This is a genomic window from Sphingomonas sp. GW821-FHT10F09, from assembly GCF_058809195.1.
Map to the genome: position 1 here is coordinate 385,278 of NZ_JBXASI010000003.1, position 21,718 is coordinate 406,995.

17 protein-coding genes are annotated in these 21,718 nt (G+C 70.6%); 7 read left to right on the plus strand and 10 right to left on the minus strand.

Going from position 1 to position 21,718, the window contains the following annotated elements:
- Positions 1–3: 3 nt before the first annotated feature.
- Positions 4–2,745, plus strand: coding sequence for a M14 family metallopeptidase (locus AC1RTO_RS12480; protein ID WP_493161151.1), 2,742 nt, complete (start codon positions 4–6; stop codon positions 2,743–2,745).
- On the opposite strand, the gene AC1RTO_RS12485 is transcribed toward AC1RTO_RS12480, so the two are convergent.
- From AC1RTO_RS12485 to AC1RTO_RS12515, 7 genes are all read right to left on the minus strand, one after another.
- The gene (locus AC1RTO_RS12485) at positions 2,742–3,320 is read right to left on the minus strand and encodes a class I SAM-dependent methyltransferase (protein WP_493161152.1); all 579 of its coding nucleotides are present in this window, start codon (positions 3,318–3,320) and stop codon (positions 2,742–2,744) included. The genes AC1RTO_RS12480 and AC1RTO_RS12485 overlap by 4 nt on opposite strands.
- Complete coding sequence (locus tag AC1RTO_RS12490; RefSeq protein ID WP_493161153.1) at positions 3,317–3,964, minus strand: PIG-L deacetylase family protein; 648 nt, start codon at positions 3,962–3,964, stop codon at positions 3,317–3,319. Before AC1RTO_RS12490 ends, AC1RTO_RS12485 begins: the two co-directional genes overlap by 4 nt.
- Complete coding sequence (locus tag AC1RTO_RS12495) at positions 3,961–4,950, minus strand: acyl-CoA dehydrogenase family protein (RefSeq protein WP_493161154.1); 990 nt, start codon at positions 4,948–4,950, stop codon at positions 3,961–3,963. The genes AC1RTO_RS12490 and AC1RTO_RS12495 overlap by 4 nt, the downstream gene beginning before the upstream one ends.
- Positions 4,947–6,008: a glycosyltransferase family 2 protein gene (locus AC1RTO_RS12500; RefSeq protein ID WP_493161155.1), complete on the minus strand. Its 1,062-nt coding sequence runs from the start codon at positions 6,006–6,008 to the stop codon at positions 4,947–4,949. The genes AC1RTO_RS12495 and AC1RTO_RS12500 overlap by 4 nt, the downstream gene beginning before the upstream one ends.
- 46 nt (positions 6,009–6,054) lie before the next feature.
- Complete coding sequence (locus tag AC1RTO_RS12505) at positions 6,055–6,588, minus strand: hypothetical protein (protein ID WP_493161156.1); 534 nt, start codon at positions 6,586–6,588, stop codon at positions 6,055–6,057.
- Positions 6,576–6,818, minus strand: coding sequence for a hypothetical protein (locus tag AC1RTO_RS12510; protein WP_493161157.1), 243 nt, complete (start codon positions 6,816–6,818; stop codon positions 6,576–6,578). Before AC1RTO_RS12510 ends, AC1RTO_RS12505 begins: the two co-directional genes overlap by 13 nt.
- Before the next feature lie 172 nt (positions 6,819–6,990).
- Positions 6,991–7,806, minus strand: coding sequence for an IclR family transcriptional regulator (locus tag AC1RTO_RS12515; RefSeq protein ID WP_493161158.1), 816 nt, complete (start codon positions 7,804–7,806; stop codon positions 6,991–6,993).
- Between the two features lie 111 nt (positions 7,807–7,917).
- On the opposite strand from AC1RTO_RS12515, the gene AC1RTO_RS12520 reads away from it, so the two are divergent.
- From AC1RTO_RS12520 to AC1RTO_RS12540, 5 genes are read left to right on the plus strand one after another with little or no spacing between them, the layout of a single operon-like run.
- Positions 7,918–8,661, plus strand: a complete 744-nt coding sequence (locus tag AC1RTO_RS12520) for an SDR family oxidoreductase (RefSeq protein ID WP_493161159.1) — start codon at positions 7,918–7,920, stop codon at positions 8,659–8,661.
- A complete protein-coding gene (locus AC1RTO_RS12525; protein ID WP_493161160.1) occupies positions 8,646–9,950 on the plus strand; it encodes an L-fuconate dehydratase in 1,305 nt (434 codons plus the stop codon). The genes AC1RTO_RS12520 and AC1RTO_RS12525 overlap by 16 nt, the downstream gene beginning before the upstream one ends.
- Positions 9,947–10,723: an SDR family oxidoreductase gene (locus AC1RTO_RS12530; protein WP_493161161.1), complete on the plus strand. Its 777-nt coding sequence runs from the start codon at positions 9,947–9,949 to the stop codon at positions 10,721–10,723. Before AC1RTO_RS12525 ends, AC1RTO_RS12530 begins: the two co-directional genes overlap by 4 nt.
- Positions 10,724–10,736: 13 nt before the next feature.
- Positions 10,737–11,999: an L-fucose:H+ symporter permease gene (fucP, locus tag AC1RTO_RS12535; protein ID WP_493161162.1), complete on the plus strand. Its 1,263-nt coding sequence runs from the start codon at positions 10,737–10,739 to the stop codon at positions 11,997–11,999.
- Positions 11,996–15,316: a DUF4450 domain-containing protein gene (locus AC1RTO_RS12540; protein WP_493161163.1), complete on the plus strand. Its 3,321-nt coding sequence runs from the start codon at positions 11,996–11,998 to the stop codon at positions 15,314–15,316. The genes fucP and AC1RTO_RS12540 overlap by 4 nt, the downstream gene beginning before the upstream one ends.
- A 157-nt stretch (positions 15,317–15,473) precedes the next feature.
- Here AC1RTO_RS12540 and pelA read toward each other — a convergent pair whose 3' ends face one another.
- Entirely contained in the window at positions 15,474–16,778 is a 1,305-nt protein-coding gene (gene pelA / locus AC1RTO_RS12545; RefSeq protein WP_493161164.1) for a pectate lyase, read from the minus strand.
- A gap of 65 nt (positions 16,779–16,843) precedes the next feature.
- Here pelA and AC1RTO_RS12550 point away from each other — a divergent pair, with 65 nt between their 5' ends.
- A complete protein-coding gene (locus tag AC1RTO_RS12550) occupies positions 16,844–17,683 on the plus strand; it encodes an amidohydrolase family protein (RefSeq protein ID WP_493161165.1) in 840 nt (279 codons plus the stop codon).
- Here AC1RTO_RS12550 and AC1RTO_RS12555 read toward each other — a convergent pair.
- Both AC1RTO_RS12555 and AC1RTO_RS12560 read right to left on the minus strand, forming a co-directional pair.
- Complete coding sequence (locus tag AC1RTO_RS12555; RefSeq protein ID WP_493161166.1) at positions 17,661–20,276, minus strand: glycosyl hydrolase; 2,616 nt, start codon at positions 20,274–20,276, stop codon at positions 17,661–17,663. The two genes, AC1RTO_RS12550 and AC1RTO_RS12555, sit on opposite strands and share 23 nt — an antisense overlap.
- The gene (locus AC1RTO_RS12560) at positions 20,273–21,565 is read right to left on the minus strand and encodes a glycoside hydrolase family 28 protein (RefSeq protein ID WP_493161167.1); all 1,293 of its coding nucleotides are present in this window, start codon (positions 21,563–21,565) and stop codon (positions 20,273–20,275) included. Before AC1RTO_RS12560 ends, AC1RTO_RS12555 begins: the two co-directional genes overlap by 4 nt.
- Between the last annotated feature and the right edge of the window lie 153 nt (positions 21,566–21,718).

A 21,718-nucleotide genomic window follows, 5' to 3' on the forward strand; every position in this document is an offset into this window, starting at 1 on the left:
CCGATGAAGCGTCGCCTGCTGCTCACCGCCGCCCTGCTGTTGCAGGCGCTTCCGGTCCACGCCCAGACCGCGCCCGAACGCTTTTTCAAACAGCCGCCGGGGACCGATTACTATCTCGCCAACTACACCGAATATGCCGCCTATCTGCAGCGGCTGGCGGGCGAATCGGATCGCATCAAGCTGGTCGACATCGGCCGCACCGCAGAGGGGCGGACGCAGTGGATGGCGATCGTGTCGTCGCCGGCCAACCTCGCGCGGCTCGACCATTTCCGCGACATCGCGGCGCGGCTGGCGCGCGGCAAGGGCGTCGATGAGGCGGAGGCGCGCCGCCTGTCTGCCGAGGGCAAGGCGATCGTGTGGATCGACGCCGGCATGCACGCGACCGAGACGGTGACCTCGCAGGGGCAGATCCAGGTGCTCCACCGCATGCTCAGTCAGACCGATGCCGAGACGATGCGGCTGCTCGACGACTGCATCATCCTGTTCGGCCACGACAATCCTGATGGGATGGAGCTGGTCAGCAACTGGTACATGCGCCACGCCGACCCCAAGGCACGCGAATTCGCCACCCTGCCCCGGCTCTACCAGAAATATGTCGGCCACGATAACAACCGCGACAGCTACATGGCGGCGATGCCGGAGACGGAGAACGTCAACCGCGTGCTGTTCCGCCAATATTACCCGCAGATCGTCTACAACCAGCACCAGACCGGGCCGGAGGGCATGGTCGTGTTCGTCCCGCCGTTCCGCGATCCATTCAACTTCAACTACGACCCGATCGTCATGTCGCAGCTGAGCGAGGTCGGCTTCGCGATGCATTCGCGGCTGATCGCGGAGGGCAAGCCGGGGTCGGGCAGCCGCAGCGCCGCGCGCTATTCGACGTGGCACAATGGCATGGAGCGCTCGGTCGCCTATTTCCACAACAGCATCGGGCTGCTGACCGAGATCATCGGCGGGCCGACGCCGACCGAGATCCCGCTGGTCCCGGCGACGCAGCTGCCGCGTGGCGACGAGATGCTGCCGGTCGCACCACGGGCGTGGCATTTGCAGGATTCGCTCGATTACCAATGGACGCTCGACCGCGCGGTGATCGACTATGCCGCGCGCAATCGCGAACGGCTGCTGTTCAACATGTGGCGAATGGCGACGAACAGCATCGAACGCGGCAGTCGCGACAGCTGGACGATCACGCCGGCCAAGGTCGATCGCCTGGTCAATGCCGCTCCGCTCAAATCGAAAGACGGCGAGGCGCGGCCGGGCGGTCCCAAGAAGGTCGACCCGGCGCTCTACGCATCGCTGATGCAGGCGCCGGCCGAGCGCGACGCGCGCGCCTATATCCTGCCCGCGCTGCAGCGCGACATGCCCGCGACGATCACCTTTCTCAACGCGCTCATCAAGAACGGGGTCGAGGTCGAGCGCGCGGACGCCGCCTTTCAGGCGAACGGGCGGACCTATCCCGCCGGATCGTATCTGGTCCGCACCGCGCAGGCCTATCGCCCGCACATCCTCGACATGTTCGAGCCGCAGGACCATCCCCACGACACAGAATTCCCGGGCGGCCCGCCCAAGGCGCCCTATGACGTCACCGGCTATACGCTCGCCTATCAGATGGGCGTGACCTTCGACCGCAGTCTCGATCCGGTCACCGGCACCTTCTCGACCCTGGCCGACGTCACCGCGCCGCCGCCGGGGACGATCCGGGGCAGCGGCACCGCCGGCTGGATCGTCGGGCACGAGAGCACCAACGGCTTCATCCTGACCAACCGCCTGCTGAAGGCGGGGGCGAACGTCGCGTGGATCAGGCCGTCCGTCACCGTCGCCGGCGAAGCCTTCGCGCCCGGCGCGATCTGGATTCCCGCCTCCGCCACCAGCGATGCGATCGTGCGCCGCGCGGTGACGGAACTCGGCCTCGACGCCACGGCGGTCGATGCGGCACCGGCGGGGGAGACGATCGCCCTGCGTCCGGTGCGGATCGGGCTGGTCGATCGCTACGGCGGGCTGATGTCGGCGGGCTGGACGCGCTTCATCCTCGAAAAGTTCGAATTCCCGTTTCGACAGGTCTTCCCCAAGCGGCTCGATGCCGGCGACCTCGGCAAGGATTTCGACGTCCTGCTGTTCACCGACGATGCGATGGCGCCGTCGGGCGCCTGGGGATCGGACCGTGCGCCGCGCCAGCCGGCGGTGGAGGACACGCCCGCCGAGTACCGCGACCAGCTCGGCCTCACCACCGATGCGAAGACCGCGCCGGCGGTGACCGCCTTCGTCCGCAACGGCGGCGCCGTGGTCGCGATCGGCAGTTCGGGGCGCTTCGCCGACCTGATGGCGACCCCGCTCAAGCCCGCGCTGACCCGCGAAGTCGACGGCAAGCAGGCGATGCCGGAAACGAACAGCTTCTACATCCCCGGCTCCATCCTTCGCGCCCGCCTCGACAACCGCCAGCCGCTGGGCTTCGGCCTGCCCGACCGGGTCGACGTATTCTTCAACCAGTCGCAGCCCTTCGTGCCGAGGGGCTCCGGCGCCGGCTATGCCAGCGTCGCCTGGTTCGAGGGGCGCGACACGCTGCGCAGCGGCTGGGCGGTCGGGCAGGAAAAGCTCGCCGGGACGATCGCGGTCGCCGACGTCGACGTCGGGCGCGGCAAGCTGTTCCTCATGGCGCCCGAGGTCGCGCAGCGCGCGCAATCCTATGGCACCTTCCCCTTGCTGTTCAACGCTTTGCTCTATGGCGGCGCGGCCGGTCGCCGCTAGGCGATAGCGGTGGCGACCACGACCTGCCACCGCCGGCGCGCACGGACCGGCCGGACCCGCCACGACCGGCCCGTCTCGCGCAGGAACCGGGTCTGGATACGACGCGAATGCTGCGCGAAATCGTAGAAGTCGATGCGATGATGCGCGAGGATCAGCCGGCCGCCGGGGCGCAGCACGCCGGCGACGTCGCGGGCGACCTGCGCCATGTCGCGCGGCGACAGGTAATAGAGCAGCTCCGCGACGATCACGGCATCGTAGACCGGCCGCGGAAACGCCGCGGGCAGCGCCAGCCGCACCGCCTGCGCGCCGCGATGCCCCGCGATCGCCGCCGCGGTCAGCCGCGTGCCCTCCTCCGTCCCCTCGGTCGCATCGAGCCGCAGCGCGCGCGGCGCGAGCGCGGCGCTGTTCGAGCCGTTGCCGCTGGCGAGTTCGAGCACGCGCCCGACCGGCCCGGGCCCCAGCGCGTGCAGGATCGCCTGCCGCTTGACCGCCTCGTCCCGGTTGCTGAACGTGCCCCACGGATCGTCGTCGGTCGCGAACTTGTCGGCGAAACCACTGAGGTCGATCGCGGTCATCGCCGGACCTCCACGAAGGCTTCGAGGGGATGACTGAACGCGTCCAGTTCGTGCCGGGCGATCGCGAAACCCGTGGGGTCATCGTGGATCGCGCCCAACTGCGTGGCGTGGACGCGGATCAGCGAACGCTTGGCCGCCGATCCACCGCGCATCGCCACAGTCTGCGCGCGCCCGCGCGCCAGCGATTGCGGCGGCCACACCTGATAGGCGAGCCGCCGCGCGCCACCGCGCAGCCTGTGCAACGCCGCGGCGACGGCCTGATGATCGGGATGGGCGTCGCCCGCGGCGGGGCCGACGATCAGGTCCACGCCCGGTCCGGCGATGCGGCGCAGCGCGAGTGTGCAGCCGGCGACGTCGGTCCCCACCGCGCCGTCGGGCAGGCCCAGACAGCGCACCGCATCCGCCGAAATGCCCAGACGCCGCAACGCGCGACGCGATTCGCGATAGCGTTCGGCGACCAACCGCCTGCGCGGCCAGCGGCGGCTCGCGGGATGCGAAGCGGCGCCGTCGCTGACGATCGCCACCGTCACCCGGCATCCCCGCCGGACCAGCGCGCCGATCAGCGCGGCCGCCCCGATGATCTCGTCATCGGGGTGCGGCGCCACCACGACCGCATGGCGCGGCCGTCCCAGCCGGAGCGTCACAGCGATGGCGCGAGCTGCCCGCTCGCGACCGCCGCACCGACCCGCAGCCGCTGCGCATCGGGCGCGGGCTGGCGCAAATAGACCGACAGATCGGTGAGCATCGCCGACAGCGGATGATCGAGGAAGTGACCGGCGAGGCCGACCGCCTGCTGCGCGACCGCGATGGCGCGTTCGGCGGCATCGGCGACCGCGATCCGGCTCGCCGCGACCCGGACGAGGCGCGCGTCGTTGCGCTCGTCGAACCAGTCGGTCGCGGTGCGGCGAACGATGCTCGCCGCGGCATCGCTCAGGCAGAACAGCTCGGCAAGGCGCGCGGCCTGGAAGGGATCGCCGGCGCGACCGGTCGCGACCAGATGATCGCGCGTCCGGTCGCCCAGGCCCGCGATGCCGCCGGCATGGACCGCGACGAAGCGCAGCGCGCCGCCGCTGAAGAACGGCTCGCGCGCATAATCGTCTGGCGCGCCGATCGTCGCATCGTCGCCGATCGCGGCTGCCGTCCAGCGCACCCGATGCGTTTCCGATCGCTGCATGCCCGTCGTCCGCCACCAGTCGCGATCGATCGCGGGCGGCACCGCCGCGAGGTCGAGCAGCAGCAGGCGGGTGCCGTCCGCCGCCTGCGCGGTCACCAGCGCATGCGTCAGCACGCCGGCGCCCGAGGCATAGCTCTTGCCGCCGTCCAGCATGCCGTCGGCAAGGATCAGCGGCGCGTCGGGCAAGGCGGCGTTCCACACGCCGAGCGTCGCGCCCGCCGCCAGCGCCGCGAGCAGCCGCTCGCGCTGTGCCGGGCCGGCATAGCGTCGCGCGATCTGCACCGCATCGACATGCCCTTCGAGCAGCCGCCCGAGCGGCAGGTCGCGCCGGCCCGTCTCGTACAGCCGGGTCAGGATCGCGAGCGATGCCGCCGCATCGTCCGGGTCGCGCGGCGGCGCGCGGTCCCAGCCCGCGTCGGCGATCGCGGCGCGCAACGCGCTGCGCATCGCAGTCATGCCGCCGCCCCGCACCATTGCGATTCCAGCAGGGTCAGCGCGTCTTCGGCCTGGGCCAATGTCATCAGGGTTTCCACGTCGGGCGGCGCGGGAACGATCCGCATCGCAAAGGCCTCGGCATTGCGGCATTCGCGCGCGACGCCGAGCAGATGGTCGGCGGACAGGCCCAGCCGCCCGGCGAGGCTTGCGCGCGCCGCGCCGTCCGCGATCGTCGCGAAGCCGAAGCGCATCGCGGCATGCTCGCGCCACTGCCACGCCATCGCGTCGGGATGCGCGACCCGCTGCGGCTCGCCGTCGTCCATCGCGCGCAACGCGCTCGCCAGCCCCAGCGGTGCGCGGCCATGCCGCCGCGACGACGTCTCGACCAGCATCGCGCCGTCGCGCCGCACGCGGAAGCCGGCACGTGCGGCATCGTCGAGCAGCGTCGCATCCTCGGCGAAGGGCAGCGGCCGGAACCCGCCGATCGCCTGATAGGCGGAGGAACGCACCGCCAGATTGGCGCCGCCGCTGAAATGATGCGTGTCCCGCGCCTCCCACGGCACCGGGTCGATCCGCCGGCGATAGGCGTGCAGGCGGTCATAATAATGTTCGATCCGCGACTGCGCCGCATCTGCCGCGCCGTTGCGGCGCGCGATCCGGCCGGCGGCGACGTCCGCCTGCGCCAGCGCCGCGCGCCCGGCCGCGATCCAGTCGCGCCGTGGCCGGCTGTCGGCATCGGTGGTGAACAACAGGCCCTCCGCCCCGGCGAGCTGGTCCAGCCCCATCGCCATCGCCGCCCGTCGCGCGACACCGGCGTTGGAGGGATGACGATCCGTCCCGATCCCGATCCGCAACGCGAACGGCATGGTCGCCGCCGCCGACCGCACCACCGCCTCGCTGCCATCGATACAGGCATCCAGATAGAGGCAGACGGTCAGGGCCGGCTGGTCCCATGTCAGCGCGGCGAGCGCGTCGAGCAGCGCCGGCAGCGCCCGCTCCTCGTTGCGCGCGGGAACGCATATCACCACGGGCAAGGGATCGATCAGCGTCATTCTCCGCCCGGCAGTTGGACGCGTCATGATCTGGGCAAATTATCGATAGCTGGCAATCCTTTACGTGGCGCCATCATGGAATTGCGATCGGGCCGTCGGCCTGCGCGGGAAAGCGCGCGAGCACCGCATCAGCCAGCGTCCCGGCGACGAGCGGCACGGCGCCTGCGCGCGTGCCCGTGACGCGCACCGTCACCGCGCTCCCCGACCAGAGCACCTTACCGTCGCTGCGCCGCGACAGCACGACGGTCAGCGTCGTCGCGACGAGGTCGCTGAGCCGGTCGCCACCGGGCGGCAACGCAAGGCTGACGCTGCCGTTGAGGCTCGCGAGCGGCGCGGAAGAGGCCGGGATGTCGGACGTGACGACCCCGCGCGACGCCCGCGTCACCTCGACCGTCGCGATATAGCGGCCATGGTCCTGCCCCGGCAGCGGCGTGAACCGGGCGCGCAGCAGCGCCCGCTGCACGGCATCGTCGAACGCCTGCCGCGTCTCCGCGGGCAGCGTCGCGGACGCGGCGGCGCGAATGGTGACCGTCCCCGGCGTCACCGCCGCGGGCGCGGGATCGGCGATGGCCCCGGTGATGGCCGCCGCGGCGATCAGGACGAACATGGCAGGCTCCCCCGGCGCAGCACCGCGCGCCCAAGTCCGCGCACCTCGATAGTCCCGCCGCCGTCGCGGAAGGCGGGCGCGCGTTCGACCACCGTCACGGCGAAGCCGGCGCGGCCGGGCCACCACGCGGCGGTGTTGCCGGCAACGCTGGCGTTGGTAGCCAGGCTGCGGCGGGACATGGAATTGATGCTCATCGCCCCCTCAACGTCCGGCGCGGCAAAAGTCGCCACGCGAGGATCCGGAATCGACCGCCATGCGCTCGGGCCGATCGACATTCAGGAGATGACGTGCCGAAAACGGTGGTTTTGCGTGACCCGGAGCGCAGCGTACTATCGGTACGTGAGCACCGGAAGCGCGCGAAACCGCCGTTTGCAGGCCGTCAGGGCTGAATGTCGATCGGTCCTAGGCCGGGTCAACCGGACCGGCCTGACGACCCTGTCCGGAAAAGGCGCCGAGCATGTCCGAGATGGATTCGCCCGCCGCCACCAGCATCGCGCGCGTCTGGTCGAGGTCGGTCCGCTGCGACCCGTCGATCATCGCCAGATAGGGGATGGTCAGCGCGGCGGTGATCGCGCCGCCGAATTCGAAGATCGGCACGCTGATATCGGTGACGCCGGCGGCCCGGGCGCTCGCGCTCATCTCATAACCGCGCGCGCGGACCACCTCCAGTTGCGGCGCCAGCCTGCGCAGCGCGGCGACCGCTTCGGGGGGTTGCGCGGCGATGATCGCGTCGCGCTGGGCGTCGTCGGCGAAGGCGAGCAGGACATGGCCCGAGCAGCTGGTGACGAGGTCGATGACCGCGCCGGCGCGCATCGCGAAGCCTGCGGGACCGAGGTTCTCCTTGCGCTGGACGACCAGTCCGCGGCCTTCGGCACGGACCACGAGGTGGCAGGACTGGTTGGTCGCGGCGGCCAGCGACTGCATCACCGGCGCGGCCACCGTCGCCAGCGACTGCGCCGGCGTCGCGCGATAGGCGACGTCGAGCATCCAGTAGGAGACGCTGTAATGGTCGGACTGCGCGCTCTTCCGCAACCAGCCGCGCCGTTCCATCACGATGGTGACGCGGAACACCTCGCTCATCGACCGGCCGAGATGCTGGGCGATCTCGCTGATGGTGAGGCCGCCGGGCATGGTTGCCAGCAATTCCAGAATGTCGAACCCCCGCTCCAGCGCCGGCGCGGCATAGGAGTTGCGCGATTTCGTGCCCTTATCGGTCATACCCGGTTTTCTCACGTCCGCTTCGGATTGAAAAGCTCGCTTGCCTAAAGCCGATGACCCGGTTAAATTCCACCTGTAAAACAAACTTTCAAAAGAAAGATCGTGGGGCGGATGGGCGGACGACTGGAGGGCAAGCGCGTTCTCGTGACGGCGGCGGGCCAGGGCATCGGGCGGGCGATCGCGGAGACTTGCGAACGCGAGGGGGCGAGCGTCTTCACGCTGGACCGCGACGCGGCGTCCCTCGCGGACAGCGCCCGTCCCATCGTCTTCGACCTGCTCGACCACGACGCGATCGACCGGCTGCCCGAGCGGACCGGTCCGGTCGACGTGCTGGTCAATGCGGCGGGGATCGTCCACGCGGGCAGCGTGCTGGATTGCACGCCGGCGGACTGGGACATGAGCTTCGCATTGAACGTCACCGCGATGTTCCGCACCATCCGCGCCTATCTGCCCGGCATGATCGCCCAACAGCGCGGTTCGATCGTCAACATCGCCTCGGTCGCCTCGTCGATCATCGGCGTGCCCGACCGGTTCGCCTATGGCACGTCCAAGGCCGCGGTGATCGGCATGACCAAGGCGGTCGCGGCGGATTTCGTCGCCGACGGCATCCGCTGCAACGCCATCTGTCCCGGCACGGTCGAGACGCCGTCGCTGCTCGCCCGGGTGCGCGACCGCGCCGGGCGCGAGGGCGTGACCGTGGAGGCCGCGCATGCCGCCTTCGCCGCGCGCCAGCCGGTCGGTCGCCTGGGTCGCGCCGGAGAAATCGCGGCGCTGGCGCTGCACCTCGCCTCCGACGAGAGCGGCTTCACCACCGGCACCACCGCGGTGATCGACGGCGGATGGAGCCTGTTGTGACGCGGATCACCGCGCTGCGCACGCATGACATCCGCTTCCCGACGAGCGACTCGCTGGCCGGATCGGATGCGATGAACCCCGATCCCGATTACTCCGCTGCCTATGTCGTGCTCGACACCGACCGGCCGGGGCTGGAGGGCCACGGGCTGACCTTCACCATCGGTCGCGGCAACGAGGTGTGCGTCGCCGCGATTGAGGCGATGCGCCATCTGGTGGTCGGGCTCGACCTCGACTGGATCGTCGCCGATCCCGGCCGCTTCTGGCGGCATATGACCGCGGACAGCCAGTTGCGCTGGATCGGTCCCGACAAGGGCGCGATGCACCTCGCCACCGGCGCGGTCGTCAATGCGGTGTGGGACCTGTGGGCGCGGCATGCGGGCAAGCCGCTCTGGCGGCTGGTCGCCGATTTCACGCCCGAGGAATTCGTCCGCGCGATCGACTTCCGCTACCTGACCGACTGCATCACCCCCGACGAGGCGCTGGAACTGCTGCGCGCCAGGGCGGACGGCAAAGCGGCGCGGATCGCGACGCTCGAGGCGCAGGGCTACCCCTGTTACACGACGTCGGCGGGCTGGCTCGGCTATGCCGACGACACGCTTCGGCGGCTGGTGCGGGAATCGGTCGACGCCGGCTTCCGGCACGTCAAGCTGAAGGTCGGGCGCGATCTCGCCGACGACATCCGCCGCCTGACGATCGCACGCGAGGTCGCGGGGCCGGACGTGCGGCTGATGATCGACGCCAACCAGAATTGGGAGGTCGCCGAGGCGATCGACTGGGTCCGCGCGCTCGCCTTCGCCGACCCGTGGTTCATCGAGGAGCCGACCAGTCCCGACGACGTGCTGGGCCATGCCGCGATCCGGCGCGGCATCGGCGCGGTCAAGGTCGCCACCGGCGAGATGTGTCAGAACCGCGTCATGTTCAAACAGTTCATGGCCGCCGGCGCGATCGACGTGGTGCAGATAGACGCCTGCCGGCTGGGCGGCGTCAACGAGGTGCTCGCCGTGCTGCTGCTCGCGGCGAAATACGATCTGCCGGTCTGCCCGCATGCCGGCGGCGTCGGATTGTGCGAATATGTCCAACATCTTTCGATGATCGACTATGTTGCGGTGTCGGGCACGATGGAGGGGCGCGTGGCGGAATATGTCGATCATCTGCACGAACATTTCGTCGATCCCTGCGTCATCCGGAACGCCGCCTACATGCCGCCGACGCGGCCCGGCTTTTCGATCGAGATGAAGCCCGAATCGCTCGATCGCTATCGGTTCGCACCGCCGGCGGCAGCGGCATGAAGCTGGGCCTCGCCAGCAAGGTCGTCGTGGTCACCGGCGGCGGCGCGGGGATCGGCGGCGCGATCTCGACCGTGCTCGCCGAGGAAGGCGCGATTCCGGCGATCCTCGGCCGCAGCCCGCTCGATCCGGCCTTCGCCGCCACGCTGACCGCGTCGCAGCCGCTCCATATGTTCGTTCGGGTCGATCTGGAGGACGATGCCGCCTGCGCGAGCGCGGTCGCACAGGTCGTTGCGCGGTTCGGCCGCCTCGACGCGCTGGTCAACAACGCCGGCGCAAACGACGGCATCGGGCTGGAGGCGGGGGTGGAGGCGTTCGTCGCCTCGCTGCGCGCCAATCTGATCCATTGCTACGGCATGGCGCATCACTGCCTGCCGCACCTGCGCGCGACGCGCGGGTCGATCGTCAACATCTCGTCGAAGGTCGCGCTGACCGGTCAGGGCGGGACCAGCGGCTATGCCGCGGCGAAGGCGGGGCAGCTCGGCCTGACCCGCGAATGGGCGGCGGCGCTGGCGGGGGATGGCATCCGCGTCAACGCGGTGCTCCCGGCCGAGGTGATGACACCGCTTTACCAGCGCTGGATCGAGACGACCGACGATCCCGCGACGCGGCTCGCCCGCATATCGGACCGCATTCCGCTCGGCCGGCGCATGACGACCGATCGCGAGATCGCCGACACGGTCGTCTTCCTGCTGTCGGACCGGGCGTCGCACACCACCGGGCAATGGATCGTACCCGACGGCGGCTACACGCACCTCGACCGCGCGCTCAGCTAGGACTCGCCACGCCATGCCGACCGCCCCCGCCCCGCACACCCGCCCCCGCTACATCGCCGCCATCCTGCTGACCGTCAGCCTGTTCTTCCTCTGGGGCATGGCGAACAACCTCAACGACATCCTGATCGCGCAGTTCAAAAAGGCCTTCACGCTCTCGGACTTCGGCACCAGCTTCGTCCAGCAGGTCTTCTATTTCGGCTATTTCCTGTTCGCGATCCCCGCAGCGATGCTGATGAGCGCGCGCGGGTACAAGGCGGCGATCGTCCTCGGCCTGATCCTCTACGGCTGCGGTGCGCTGCTCTTCTATCCGGCGGCGGAGGGCAGCCTCTACGCCCTGTTCCTGCTGGCGCTGTTCGTCATCGCCTCCGGACTGGCGTTCCTCGAAACGGCGGCGAACCCGCTGATGACGGAGCTGGGCGATGCCGCCGGCGCCGCGCGCCGTCTCAACTGGGCGCAGGCTGCCAATCCCGTCGGCGCGATCGCGGGCATCCTGATCGGTCGCAACTTCATCCTGTCGGGGATCGAGCATGACGAGGCCGCGCTGGCCGCGATGACCGCAGCCGAGCGGCTCGCCTATTACGGCGTGGAGGTGCGCGCGGTGCAGGCGCCCTACCTCGTCATCGGGTGCGTCGTGCTGGCGTTCGCGGCGATCGCGGCCTGCCTGCGCTTTCCGCCGGGCGATGCCGATGCGCCGCCGACCGCCTCATGGGCGGGGTTGCGCACCGCCGCCCGCCAGCCGCGCCTGATCTTCGCCGCCGCCGCCCAATTGCTCTACGTCGGCGCGCAGGTGGGGATGTGGAGCTTCACCATCCGCTACGCGCAGGCCAATGTCGCCGGGATGGACGAACGCGCCGCCGCCGATGCGCTGTTCGTCTCGCTGCTGCTGTTCGCGGCCGGTCGCTTCGCCGGCACCGCCATGATGGCGCGGGTGCGCCCGGCGACGATGCTGGCGTTGTTCGCGGGCGTGGCGGTGGTGCTGACCGTCGCCGCCGCGACCGTGGGCGGGCGATGGGGCCTGTATGCGCTGGTCGGCACCAGCTTCTTCATGTCGATCCAGTTCCCGACGATCTTCGCGCTGGGGGTCGAGGGGCTGGGGCCGCTGCGCCGTGCCGGTGCATCGTTGCTCATCATGGCGATCATCGGCGGCGCGCTGCTGACCGCGGCGATGGGCTGGCTGTCGGACCGTATCGGCATCACCGCGGCGATGCTCGTCCCCGCCGCGGCCTTCGCCGTCATCGTCGTCTTCGCGCGCCGGGCGGCGGAGCCGCGGTCATGAGGAAAGCACCCCTGCTGCTGCTCGCGCTGGCCTGGTCGCCGATCGTGGCCGCGCAGACGCTCGTCGCGACCGGGGGCGTGCAGCCCAACATCAAGGGCCGGCTCGACCGCCCCGTCCGCTACCGCCCCGATGGCGACGCCTTCATGATCGAGAACGGCACCGAACGGTTCAACCGGCCGCTCTATGGCGGCAACACCGCCTTCCGCGTCGACGGCGGCGACCGGCCGGAGTTCGTCCTGTATCTGCCCGGGCGCGGCGGCAATCTGCGCTTCGCGGTACGGGGACGCGATGGCCGAAGCTGGTGGCTGCACGACGCGCGATCGATCACCACGCGCTACCGTCCCGGCGAGCTCGACTATCGGATCGCCGATCCGCGGCTGGAGGGCGAGATCGCGCTGACGGTGGTGGCGCTCGCCGCGACGGAGGGCGTCGCGGTACGCGCGCGCGGGGCTGGCGTGGTGCCCGGCACGACGCTCGTCTGGGCGTTCGGCGGGGTCAACGGGCAGCGCGGCAAGCGCGACGGCGACATCGGCACCGAGAAGGTGCCGATCAGCGAATGGTTCGGCTTCCGCCCCGCGCTGGCGGAACGCAACGCCGTCAGCGTGGCGGGGCGCGACCGGTTCGCGATCGCGGGACCGCCCGGCACGATCACCGGCACGGTGCGGAACGGCACCGTCACCGGCGTCGCCGATGCCGCGGGCTGGGACGATCCCGCGTCCTTGTTCGCCCCGCCCCGCGCCGGCGCCACGCCGGACCGGCCGGTCGCGATCGGCACGCTCGGTCTCGACGGCGATGCGCATCTGCTGCTCCAGCGCACGGCCTATGCCGCCAAGGCGACCGCCGATCTCGCGACCTATGCCGCGGTCAGCGCGGACCGGCGCGCCGCACCGCCCCTGCCCCCGCTCGCCGCCCCCTATGCCGCCACGACCCTCCCCGCGACGTTCGCGGCGGCGCGGGCGCATTTCGACGCCTTGCGCGACCAGGTTCGGATCGTCACGCCCGATCCCTGGCTCAACGCCAGCGTCGGCGCGCTCAACGTCGCGGCCGACGCGGTGTGGGACGGACCGCAGGCCGCGATCATGCACGGCGCGGTGGCGTGGCGCACCAGGCTGCTCGGCTGGCGCGGCCCCTATGGTCTCGACGCGCTCGGCTGGCACGATCGCGCCCGCGCCAACTTCCTCGCGTGGCTGCCGCGCCAGAACGTCGGGCCCGTACCACCGACGCTGCCGCCGCCCGACGCCACCAGCAACCTCGCGCGCAGCGAGGCGGGGCTGCATTCGAACGGCGACCTGTCGAATTCGCATTACGACATGAACGCCGTCTTCATCGACGCGCTGTTCCGCCACCTTGCCTGGACCGGCGACATCGGTTTCGCGCGCGAAGCCTGGCCGGCGATCCGGCGGCATCTGGCCTGGCAGCAGCGGTTGTTCCGCCGGCCCTTCGGCGCGGAGCGGCTGCCGCTGTACGAAGCCTATGCGCAGATCTGGGCGAGCGACGACATCCATTATGCGGGTGGCGGCGTCGCCTATGCCTCCGCCTACAATCTCTACCACAATCGGCAGGCGGCGCGGATCGCGCGCCTGATCGGTGAAGATCCCGCACCCTATGACCGCGAAGCGGCGCTCATCGGCCGGGCGATGCGCGCCGAATTGTGGCTGCCCGACGCGGGCCGGTTCGCGGAATATCGCGACTGGCTGGGCGCCCGCGCGGTCCATCCCAGCGCCGGGCTTTGGAGCTTCTACCATGTCGTGGATTCCGGCGTGCCGACGCCGCGCGAGGCGTGGCGGATGGCGGATGCACTGGCACGCGACCTGCCGCTGATCCCGGTGAAAGGTCCGGGCGTTCCCGCCGACCGGCCCTATGGCGTCTATCCGTCGAGCGACTGGATGCCCTACAGCTGGTCGGTCAACAACGTCGTGATGGGCGAGAACCTGCATAGCGCGCTGGCACTGTGGCAGGCGGGCCGCGCCGACGAGGCCTATACGCTCGCCAAGGCGGCGCTACTCGCCAGCATGTATATGGGGATCAGCCCCGGCAACGTCGGATCGATGAACTATCTCGACGTCTATCGGCGCGAGGCACAGCGCGACTTCGCCGATGGATCGGGGGTGATGGGGCGGATGATCGTGGAGGGGCTGTTTGGGATTGCTCCTGATGCGCTGGCGCAGCGGCTGACGCTGCGGCCGGGTCTGCCGGGCGATTGGGACCATGCCGAGCTGCACCATCCCGACCTCGACATCGCGTTCCGCCGGGAGGGGAACCGTGACCGCTGGACGGTGCGGCAGACCGGCACCCGGTTCACGCAGCTGCAGCTGCGACTGGTCGCCCGGCGCGACGCCGTCACCGCGGTGAGCGTGAACGGCAAGCCGGCACGATGGGCGCCCGATCCCGACGCCGTGGGCGCGCCCGCGATCCTGGTCGATACCGCGTTCTGGCCGGGCGCGGACGTCGTCGTGCACTGGTCGGGCCGAGCGATCACACCCGTGGCCCCGGGCGGTGCGCAGCTGGTCGCCAGGCGGCAGGGGCCGATGCGCTGGTGGTCGCCGGCCGGCGCGCCGGTCGCATCGGTCGCGCCGCCGGTCGTGGTCGATCGCGCCCCGGTCGGACCGCAACGCGCCGTCGACCTGTCGGGCGCGTTCAACGACCGGATCGACGCGATCTTCCGGCCGGGCAAGTATCGCAGCCCACGGTCGCCCTTCGTCTCGCTCGCGCTACCGTCGCAGGGTCTGGGCGCATGGGCGGGCCATGTGAACGCCACCGCGACGATCGACGACGGCGGACTCCGGCGCGCTGCCAAGGCGGCGAACGGCTGGTTCCGCCTGCCCGACGGCGGCGGCTTCCGGACGCCGGCGGAGGGTCCCAATGCGCTGTTCGTGTCGCAATGGGATGCCTATCCCGACAGCCGGACGGTGCCGCTGACCGGTCGCGGCCGGTTCCTGCGCCTGCTGATGACGGGCTCGACCAACCCGATGCAGAGCCGCATCGACAATGGCGAGGTCGTCGTCACCTATGCCGACGGCGGCACCGCGCGACTGGCGTTGCGCAATCCGACGACCTGGTGGCCGATCGAGCGCGACTATCTGATCGATGATTACCAGTTCCGCGTCCCCGGCCCCCGACCGCTGCGCGTCGATCTGGCGACCGGGCGGGTCCGCACCGGCGGGGCAAGCGTCGAGCAGGTCGATGGCGGCGCGGCGACCGTGCTCGGCCTGCCGCTCGACCCGCACCGGCCGCTCCGCTCGCTCACCGTTCGCGCCCGCGCCAACGACGTCGTCATCGGCCTGCTCGCCGCGACGATCGAGGAAGAGGGGCGCTGACCGGCGAAGACGCCCAGGGCCGATCGACATTCAGACGATGAAGTGCCGAAAACGGAGGTTTTGCGTGATCCGGAGCGCAGCGTATTATCGGTACGTGAGCACCGGAAGCGCGCGAAACCGCCGTTTGCAGGCCGTCAGGGCTGAATGTCGATTGGCCCTACCGCGTTCCGGCGCGCGCATCATATGCCGCGAGCACCGCGCCCGGGCCGGTGCCGAACCACGCATAGCCGCGGCGGCGTCCCGTGCTCAGCTCCATGTAATCGTCGTGCAGCGTCTTGTCGCGATCGCCGAACAGCGGCTGGTTGCGGTCGACGGTATAGAAGCGTGCCCACAGCAGCGGTGCGGCTGGGTTCGCGATGAGGCGCCGGCCCAGTCCGTCGTTCGCATCGCGCCACGCCTGGCCATGGATGGCACTGGCCCGCAGCCAGTCCGCCGCGGCGCTGATCGCCGTCTCCACGGCGGCGTTCCGGCGCGGCAGGCCCATCAGATATCGGAGCACGGCTGCGCTTTCCGGCGCGGCGAGGGCGGCGGGTTCGTAATTGCGCGCCGAGGTGATCGCCAGCGTCAGCGCATCATGCTGCTGCCCCCAACCGGTCCGGCGCCCGTCGCGCACGACCTGCATGGCCAGGATGCACGCCACACCCCGCGCCGCCGCGGCACGGGCCTGCGACCGCATCGCGTCCGGCATGACCGCGAAATCGCCCTGCCCGCCGGCGACGTCGGTCAGCAGGTCGAGCACCTGCGCCATCGCATTGTCGTTCAGCGTGATCGCATCATGATAGCCCCCCTCGAGCGGCCAGACCTGCGGCCAGCCGCCGTTGGGATATTGCGCGTCGAGCAGATAGCGCACGCCCCGCTCCGCGCTCGTGCGATAGGGCGCCGCCGCCGCGCCCCGCCCCAACCCGGAGGCGACCTTCGCGAGGAAGCGGATTTCATGCGTGGTCGCATCGTTGTCGATCGTGCCGACATAATGCCAGCTGAGCGACGGATCGAAATCGCCGGGGCGGGCCGCCGCGTTCGAATTGTTGGAGACATAGGCCTGCCCGGGCAGGCGCACGGCCCCGCGCGGCTGATTCTTGCCCCACCCGCCCGCCGGGGTCTGGAAGCTGACGATCGTATCGGCGATGCGCCGCGCCTCGGGGCCGGCATACCAGTCGGCCGGCCGGTCGAGCGGCATGGTCAGCACGCCATTGCCCGTCCCGGGTGCCGGCGGGACGGCCATGCCCGGCCTGCGTTCGGCCGCGAGCCTTGCCTTGTCGGTGCGCATTGCCGCCTCCGATCGTGCGAGATAGGCCGTCCAGACGCCGCGCTGCGAGGACGGGAGTGCGGCGATCCGTGCCGCCGTCACGCTCTCGGCCGGCTGGTTCATGCCGACGACCTTCGCCTGTGCGGCCGCGGGCTGGAGGACGGCGAGGCAGGAGGCCGTGCCGATCAGGAAGGTTGCGGATGTCGTCAGGCTCACGGTCGCTCTCCACTATGCGCGATGTCGGATGCTATGATGCTGGAATCGTGGAAACGGAGACGCGCATGATCGACAGCCATGTCCATCTCTGGTCGCCGGCGATGGCGTTCCACCAATGGCCGGGCCCCGACCTGCCCGCGATCCATCGCGCCTTCGGCCTCGCCGACCTGTCGGACGTCGATCCGGCGATCGACGGCATGATCCTCGTCCAGGCGCAGCCCGATCCGCGCGAAACGGACTGGCTGCTCGATCTTGCCGCGCACGACGCGCGCATCGTCGGCGTCGTCGGCTGGCTGCCGCTCGACGCGGCCGATGCCGCGGCGCAGATCGCGCGCTACGCGGGCCGCCCCGGCCTCGTCGGATTGCGTCCGATGCTGCAGGCGATCGCCGATCCGCGCTGGGTGCTCGGCGATGCGGTGCAGCCCGCCCTCGCCGCGATGGCGGCGCATGGCCTCGCCTTCGACGCGCTCGTCCAGCCGCGGCATCTGGGCGTTCTGCACGAACTCGCGAAACGCCACCCGGCGTTGTACATTATCATAGACCACGGCGCCAAACCCGCAATCGGGGGCAGCGGCGATGCCGACTGGCGGGCGGGTATCGCGGTGCTCGGCCGCTTGCCCAATCTGTGGTGCAAGCTGTCCGGTTTGTGGACCGAGCAGGCGCCCGGTGCCGATCGCGACGCGGTCAGGATGTACGTCGAGCATCTGCTGCACAGCTTTCCGGGGCGCGTGATGTGGGGCGGCGACTGGCCGGTGCTGCTGCTGTCAGGCGCGCGGCATGGCGACTGGCTGGCGTTCGCCCGGACGATCGTGACCGCGGCCGTCCCGGAGCAGGCGCCGTCCGTGTTCGGGCGCGCGGCGCGGGATGCCTATCGCCTGCCATCTAGCGGGCCTGCAGCAACGTGACCCGGCCAAGCAGGCCGGAGGGTTGCGCGGCGACCTTGTCCTGATCCTGATCCTGGAAGCGGTCGCCATAGCGCGCGACCAGCAGGCGGCGATCGGGCGCGGGCCGCGCGGCGAGAGCGTTCAGCGCGGTGTTCATCACCGTCACCTCGACGCGGTTGCGCCCGCGCGTCAGCAGTGCGGTGACATCGAGCCGCCACGGCGCGGTCCAGAGCGTGCCCGCCGGCCGGCCGTTCACCCGGACAATCGCAGCGTCGCGGACCGGCGCGTCGAGCTCAGCGATCGGCCGGTCAGGCGCGCCGCCCGCGCGCGGTGTCGCTTCGCCGAAGTCGAGGAACAGCCGTACCTCGCCCGGCTGCGGAGCGGCGACGTTGAGGTCGCGCATATAGGTGATCGCGCCGGAATGATGCGCGAGCCCCGCAACCCGATCCCACGACCGGCCGGGTTGCAGTTGCGTGCCGGCGGAGGTGCGCCAGCCGGTCGACAGGTCGCGCAAGACGGTCGTCCGCGGGTCGGGCGTGGCGGTCACCGCGGTGGCACCGAAGACGAGCACGCGCGACTGATAGGGCGCAAGCCGGATCGCGATGTCGCCGGTGCCGGCCGGGCTGCGTTCGCCGGTGACCGGGTCCCACCATTGGCCGCCGCCGGTATCGCCGGCGAAACGGGCGCTGGTGTCGACTGCGGTCGCGCCGGTGTTCGCGACGAAATAGAGATCGCCTGCTGCGCGGCGCCGGCGGACGAAGCCGATCGCGGGATCGGGGCGGGACAGCGCCATCGTCGGCGTCGCGCCTTCGGCCAGGGCCACCGGCAAGCGGTCGGGCGCGACGACGCGAGCCCTACCCTGCAACGTGCGCGTCGTCGCCACGACGCTGCGGGTGCCAGCCGCCGCCTCGCGCAGCCCGACGCCGCGGCCCGGCAGCGCGCCGAGCGCGATCACGACGCCGCCGCGCGCGGCAAAGGCCGCGATCGCGCGATAGACGGCAAAATCGATCCGTTCGATCTGTGGCAGGATCAGGACCCGGTGGCGCAGCTTGCCCGCCAGCACCGCCGCACCGTCGATAAAGGCGACGCCATGGCCGGCGTCGAGCACCCGGTCGACGAGCGCAGGGTCGAGGCGGGCGCGGATCGTCTCGTTCAGCGACGCGCGTGCCGGCCGCATCGCCGCGAACGCATCCTCGGTCGGCAGATAGATCGCAACATCGGGGTCGGCGATGCCTTCGCGTAGCATCGCGCTGACCCGCGCCAGGTAGCGCGTAACCGCGGGCATCGCCGGATACCATGGGTTATGATCGCTCAGCGCCGCCGCCGCGTAGAAGGCCCAGCCGGGCTCGACGATACCGGGCGGCGAATAGGGCCAGCCATGGCCGACCAACTGATTGACGCCCTGCAGGAAATGCCGGTCCGCCTCGACCTTCATGTCGAGCGGAGTCGCGGCCCAGGTCGGCGAATGCAGCCAGGTCCAGGTTTCCGACGACACCACCGGCCGGTCGTACAGATGCGCCGCCGACGTCGCCCAGCGCGTCGAGGTGAACCGCCGCCAATCGGCCCCCTCCCCCTCGGGCAGATCGACCAGAGCGTTGCTCGACAGCGTCGGCGGCGGGAAGCCATAGACCTGCGCGCGGAAGCGCGTGCCATGCGCATGCGCCCAGTCGGTGATCGGGCGCAGATAGCGTTCGTCGACCAGTTCCGACAGCGTCCGCGCCCAGTCGTAGCGGACGTCCGCGCTCTCGGGACGGTCGTCGAACAGCGCCGGCAGATGATCGAGCAGGTCATACCCCCGCCGGCGGCGGAATTCGGCGGGCAGGTCGTCGGTCCAACCCGCGCCATAGGCCTCCAGACTGTCCGAGAACATCGCGGTCGGCGGCGGCGCACCGGCGAAGGCGGTGAGCAACCGGTCACCGCCTTCGGTCAGGTGACGGCGGACCGCGGTTGCGCTGGCATGGTCGAGGACGAAGCCCTCCGCCCCGATGGCGGGACGTTTGACCTGCTGCCCGGTACGTCCGGCGATGAAGAGCGAAGCCTCGCGCACGGTGGCCGCCGGCGCGATGGTCGGGGCGGTGAGCGAGAGGCGACGGCCGTCCAGAACGAGGCCGACCGGCGTCTCGCCCGGCCCCCATGCCGGCAGGGCGATCCGGTCGGCGCCCGCCGGCACCACCACGACGACGCGACGCAGCGCGGACGACGCCTCGCTGACCTGGACGTGCGGCCCGCCGAACGGCCAGCCGCTGCCGATCGTCACGTCGATGCGCATCCCCTCCGCCCGCGCCCGCTCACCGGCGTGGCGCAGCGACGCAATGATCGGATCGGACAAGTAAGGAGTATTGCGCACCCCGCCCTGCTGGCCGTCGAGTGCCAGGGGATAGGTCGGTTGTACCTCGAACCCGCCGAAGCCGCCCACTTTCATCGCCGCGATCTCGCGCGTCAGTTCGGCGGGGTCGACGGACGGACCGAACCACCACCACCGGACCATCGGCCGCGCATTGGCAGGCGGAGTCTCGAACCGCTGCCACAACGCCGCAGCGCCGTCCGGGCGCGTCTGGCCGACGCTCGGTGTCGCGAGCGACGCGGCGGCGAGGGCCAGCGCGATCCGCTTCACGCGGTGGGGCTCCGCTGCGCCTGCCCGTTGACGGTCACCCGGTCGAACCGCAGGTCGCGCACGCCGGTCGCAGTCAGCCGGTCGCGCACCAGCCGGACGTCCATGTCGCGGAACAGGATGGCGCCGATGCTGGTCTGGCCCGAATTGGGGCGGATGGTGCCGAACGCGCCGAACCGGCCGCGAATGCCTACGAACGAGACGTCGTCGACCTGCGACAGCGGCGGCGCGCCCGTCCGGTCGCGATATTGCGTCCATGGTTCGATCGCGACGATCGATCCGCCGTCGCTGTCGAGCGTGATGTTACGGAAACGGATACGCTCGTAGCGCTGCGGCGTGTCCGGGCGGAGCTTCAGCCGGGCGAGCACCATCGCACCGGTCACCCGGCAATCCTCGACCAGCACGTCGCGCACGATCGTTGCCTCGCTGCCACAGGATAAGACCTGATGCCCGCGGCGGAACAGGCAGTTGCGGACGCGGATACGTTCGACCGGGGGGCTGCTGGTGTCGTCGAGCGCACGCGGTCCCTTCGATCCCTTGGCCGCGATGCAATCGTCGGTCACCGAGAAATCGCAACCGTCGATCAATACGTCCTGACAGCTGTCGAGGTCGATACCGTCGCTGCTCGGCGCCTGCTTGTAATCGTCCGGTACCTCGAACCGCGCACGGCGGACGGTGACGTCGCGGCAGCGGTAGAGATGCAGGTTCCAGAATTGCGAGTCCTTGAAGGTGACGCCCTCGATCATCACGCCGCGCGACCGTTCGATCAGCGCGAGGCGCGCGCGCGGTACGCCGAGGTTGGGGAAGTTGCCCGGGTCCCGCGCGGCGTTGCGCAGCCGCCAGAACAGGTCCCAGATCGGCCGCCCGGCGCCGTCCAGCGTACCCGCACCAGTGATGCGCAGCCCGTCGCAGGCGGCCGCATTGATGAGCGCGGGGGTGAAGCGTTCCTCGAAATGCCCCTCGATCCGGGTCCGCTGCGGCGGGAAATGCGTCATGTCGGTCGTGCAGCGCAGCACCGCGCCCGCCTCCAGATGCAGGTGGACGCCGGACTTGAGGAACAGCGCGCCGCTGACGAACACGCCGCGCGGCACGACCATGGTGCCGCCGCCGGCGCGGGCCAGCGCATCGATCACCGACTGGATCGCGCGGGTGTTGATCGTTGTGCCGTCGGCGATGGCGCCGCCTTCGCGGATCGATCGGGTCCGCGGCGCAGCCCGGCCGATGGCGGCGCAGACAGGGGTGGCGAGGATCGCGGCGGTCGCCGACCGGCGACAAAAGGTGCCCTGGGTCATGATGTCCTGTGGTGCGATCGAGTGATCCGATACGGCGTGGCAGGCTCCTGCGGGTGGGGTTTTGTTGCGGGGATGGGAATGTAAAATGGGCTGTCGGGATCGTCAAAATCCCGACAGCCAGGACTTCCAGGGTAGGAAGGTCGTGGCGCGCCG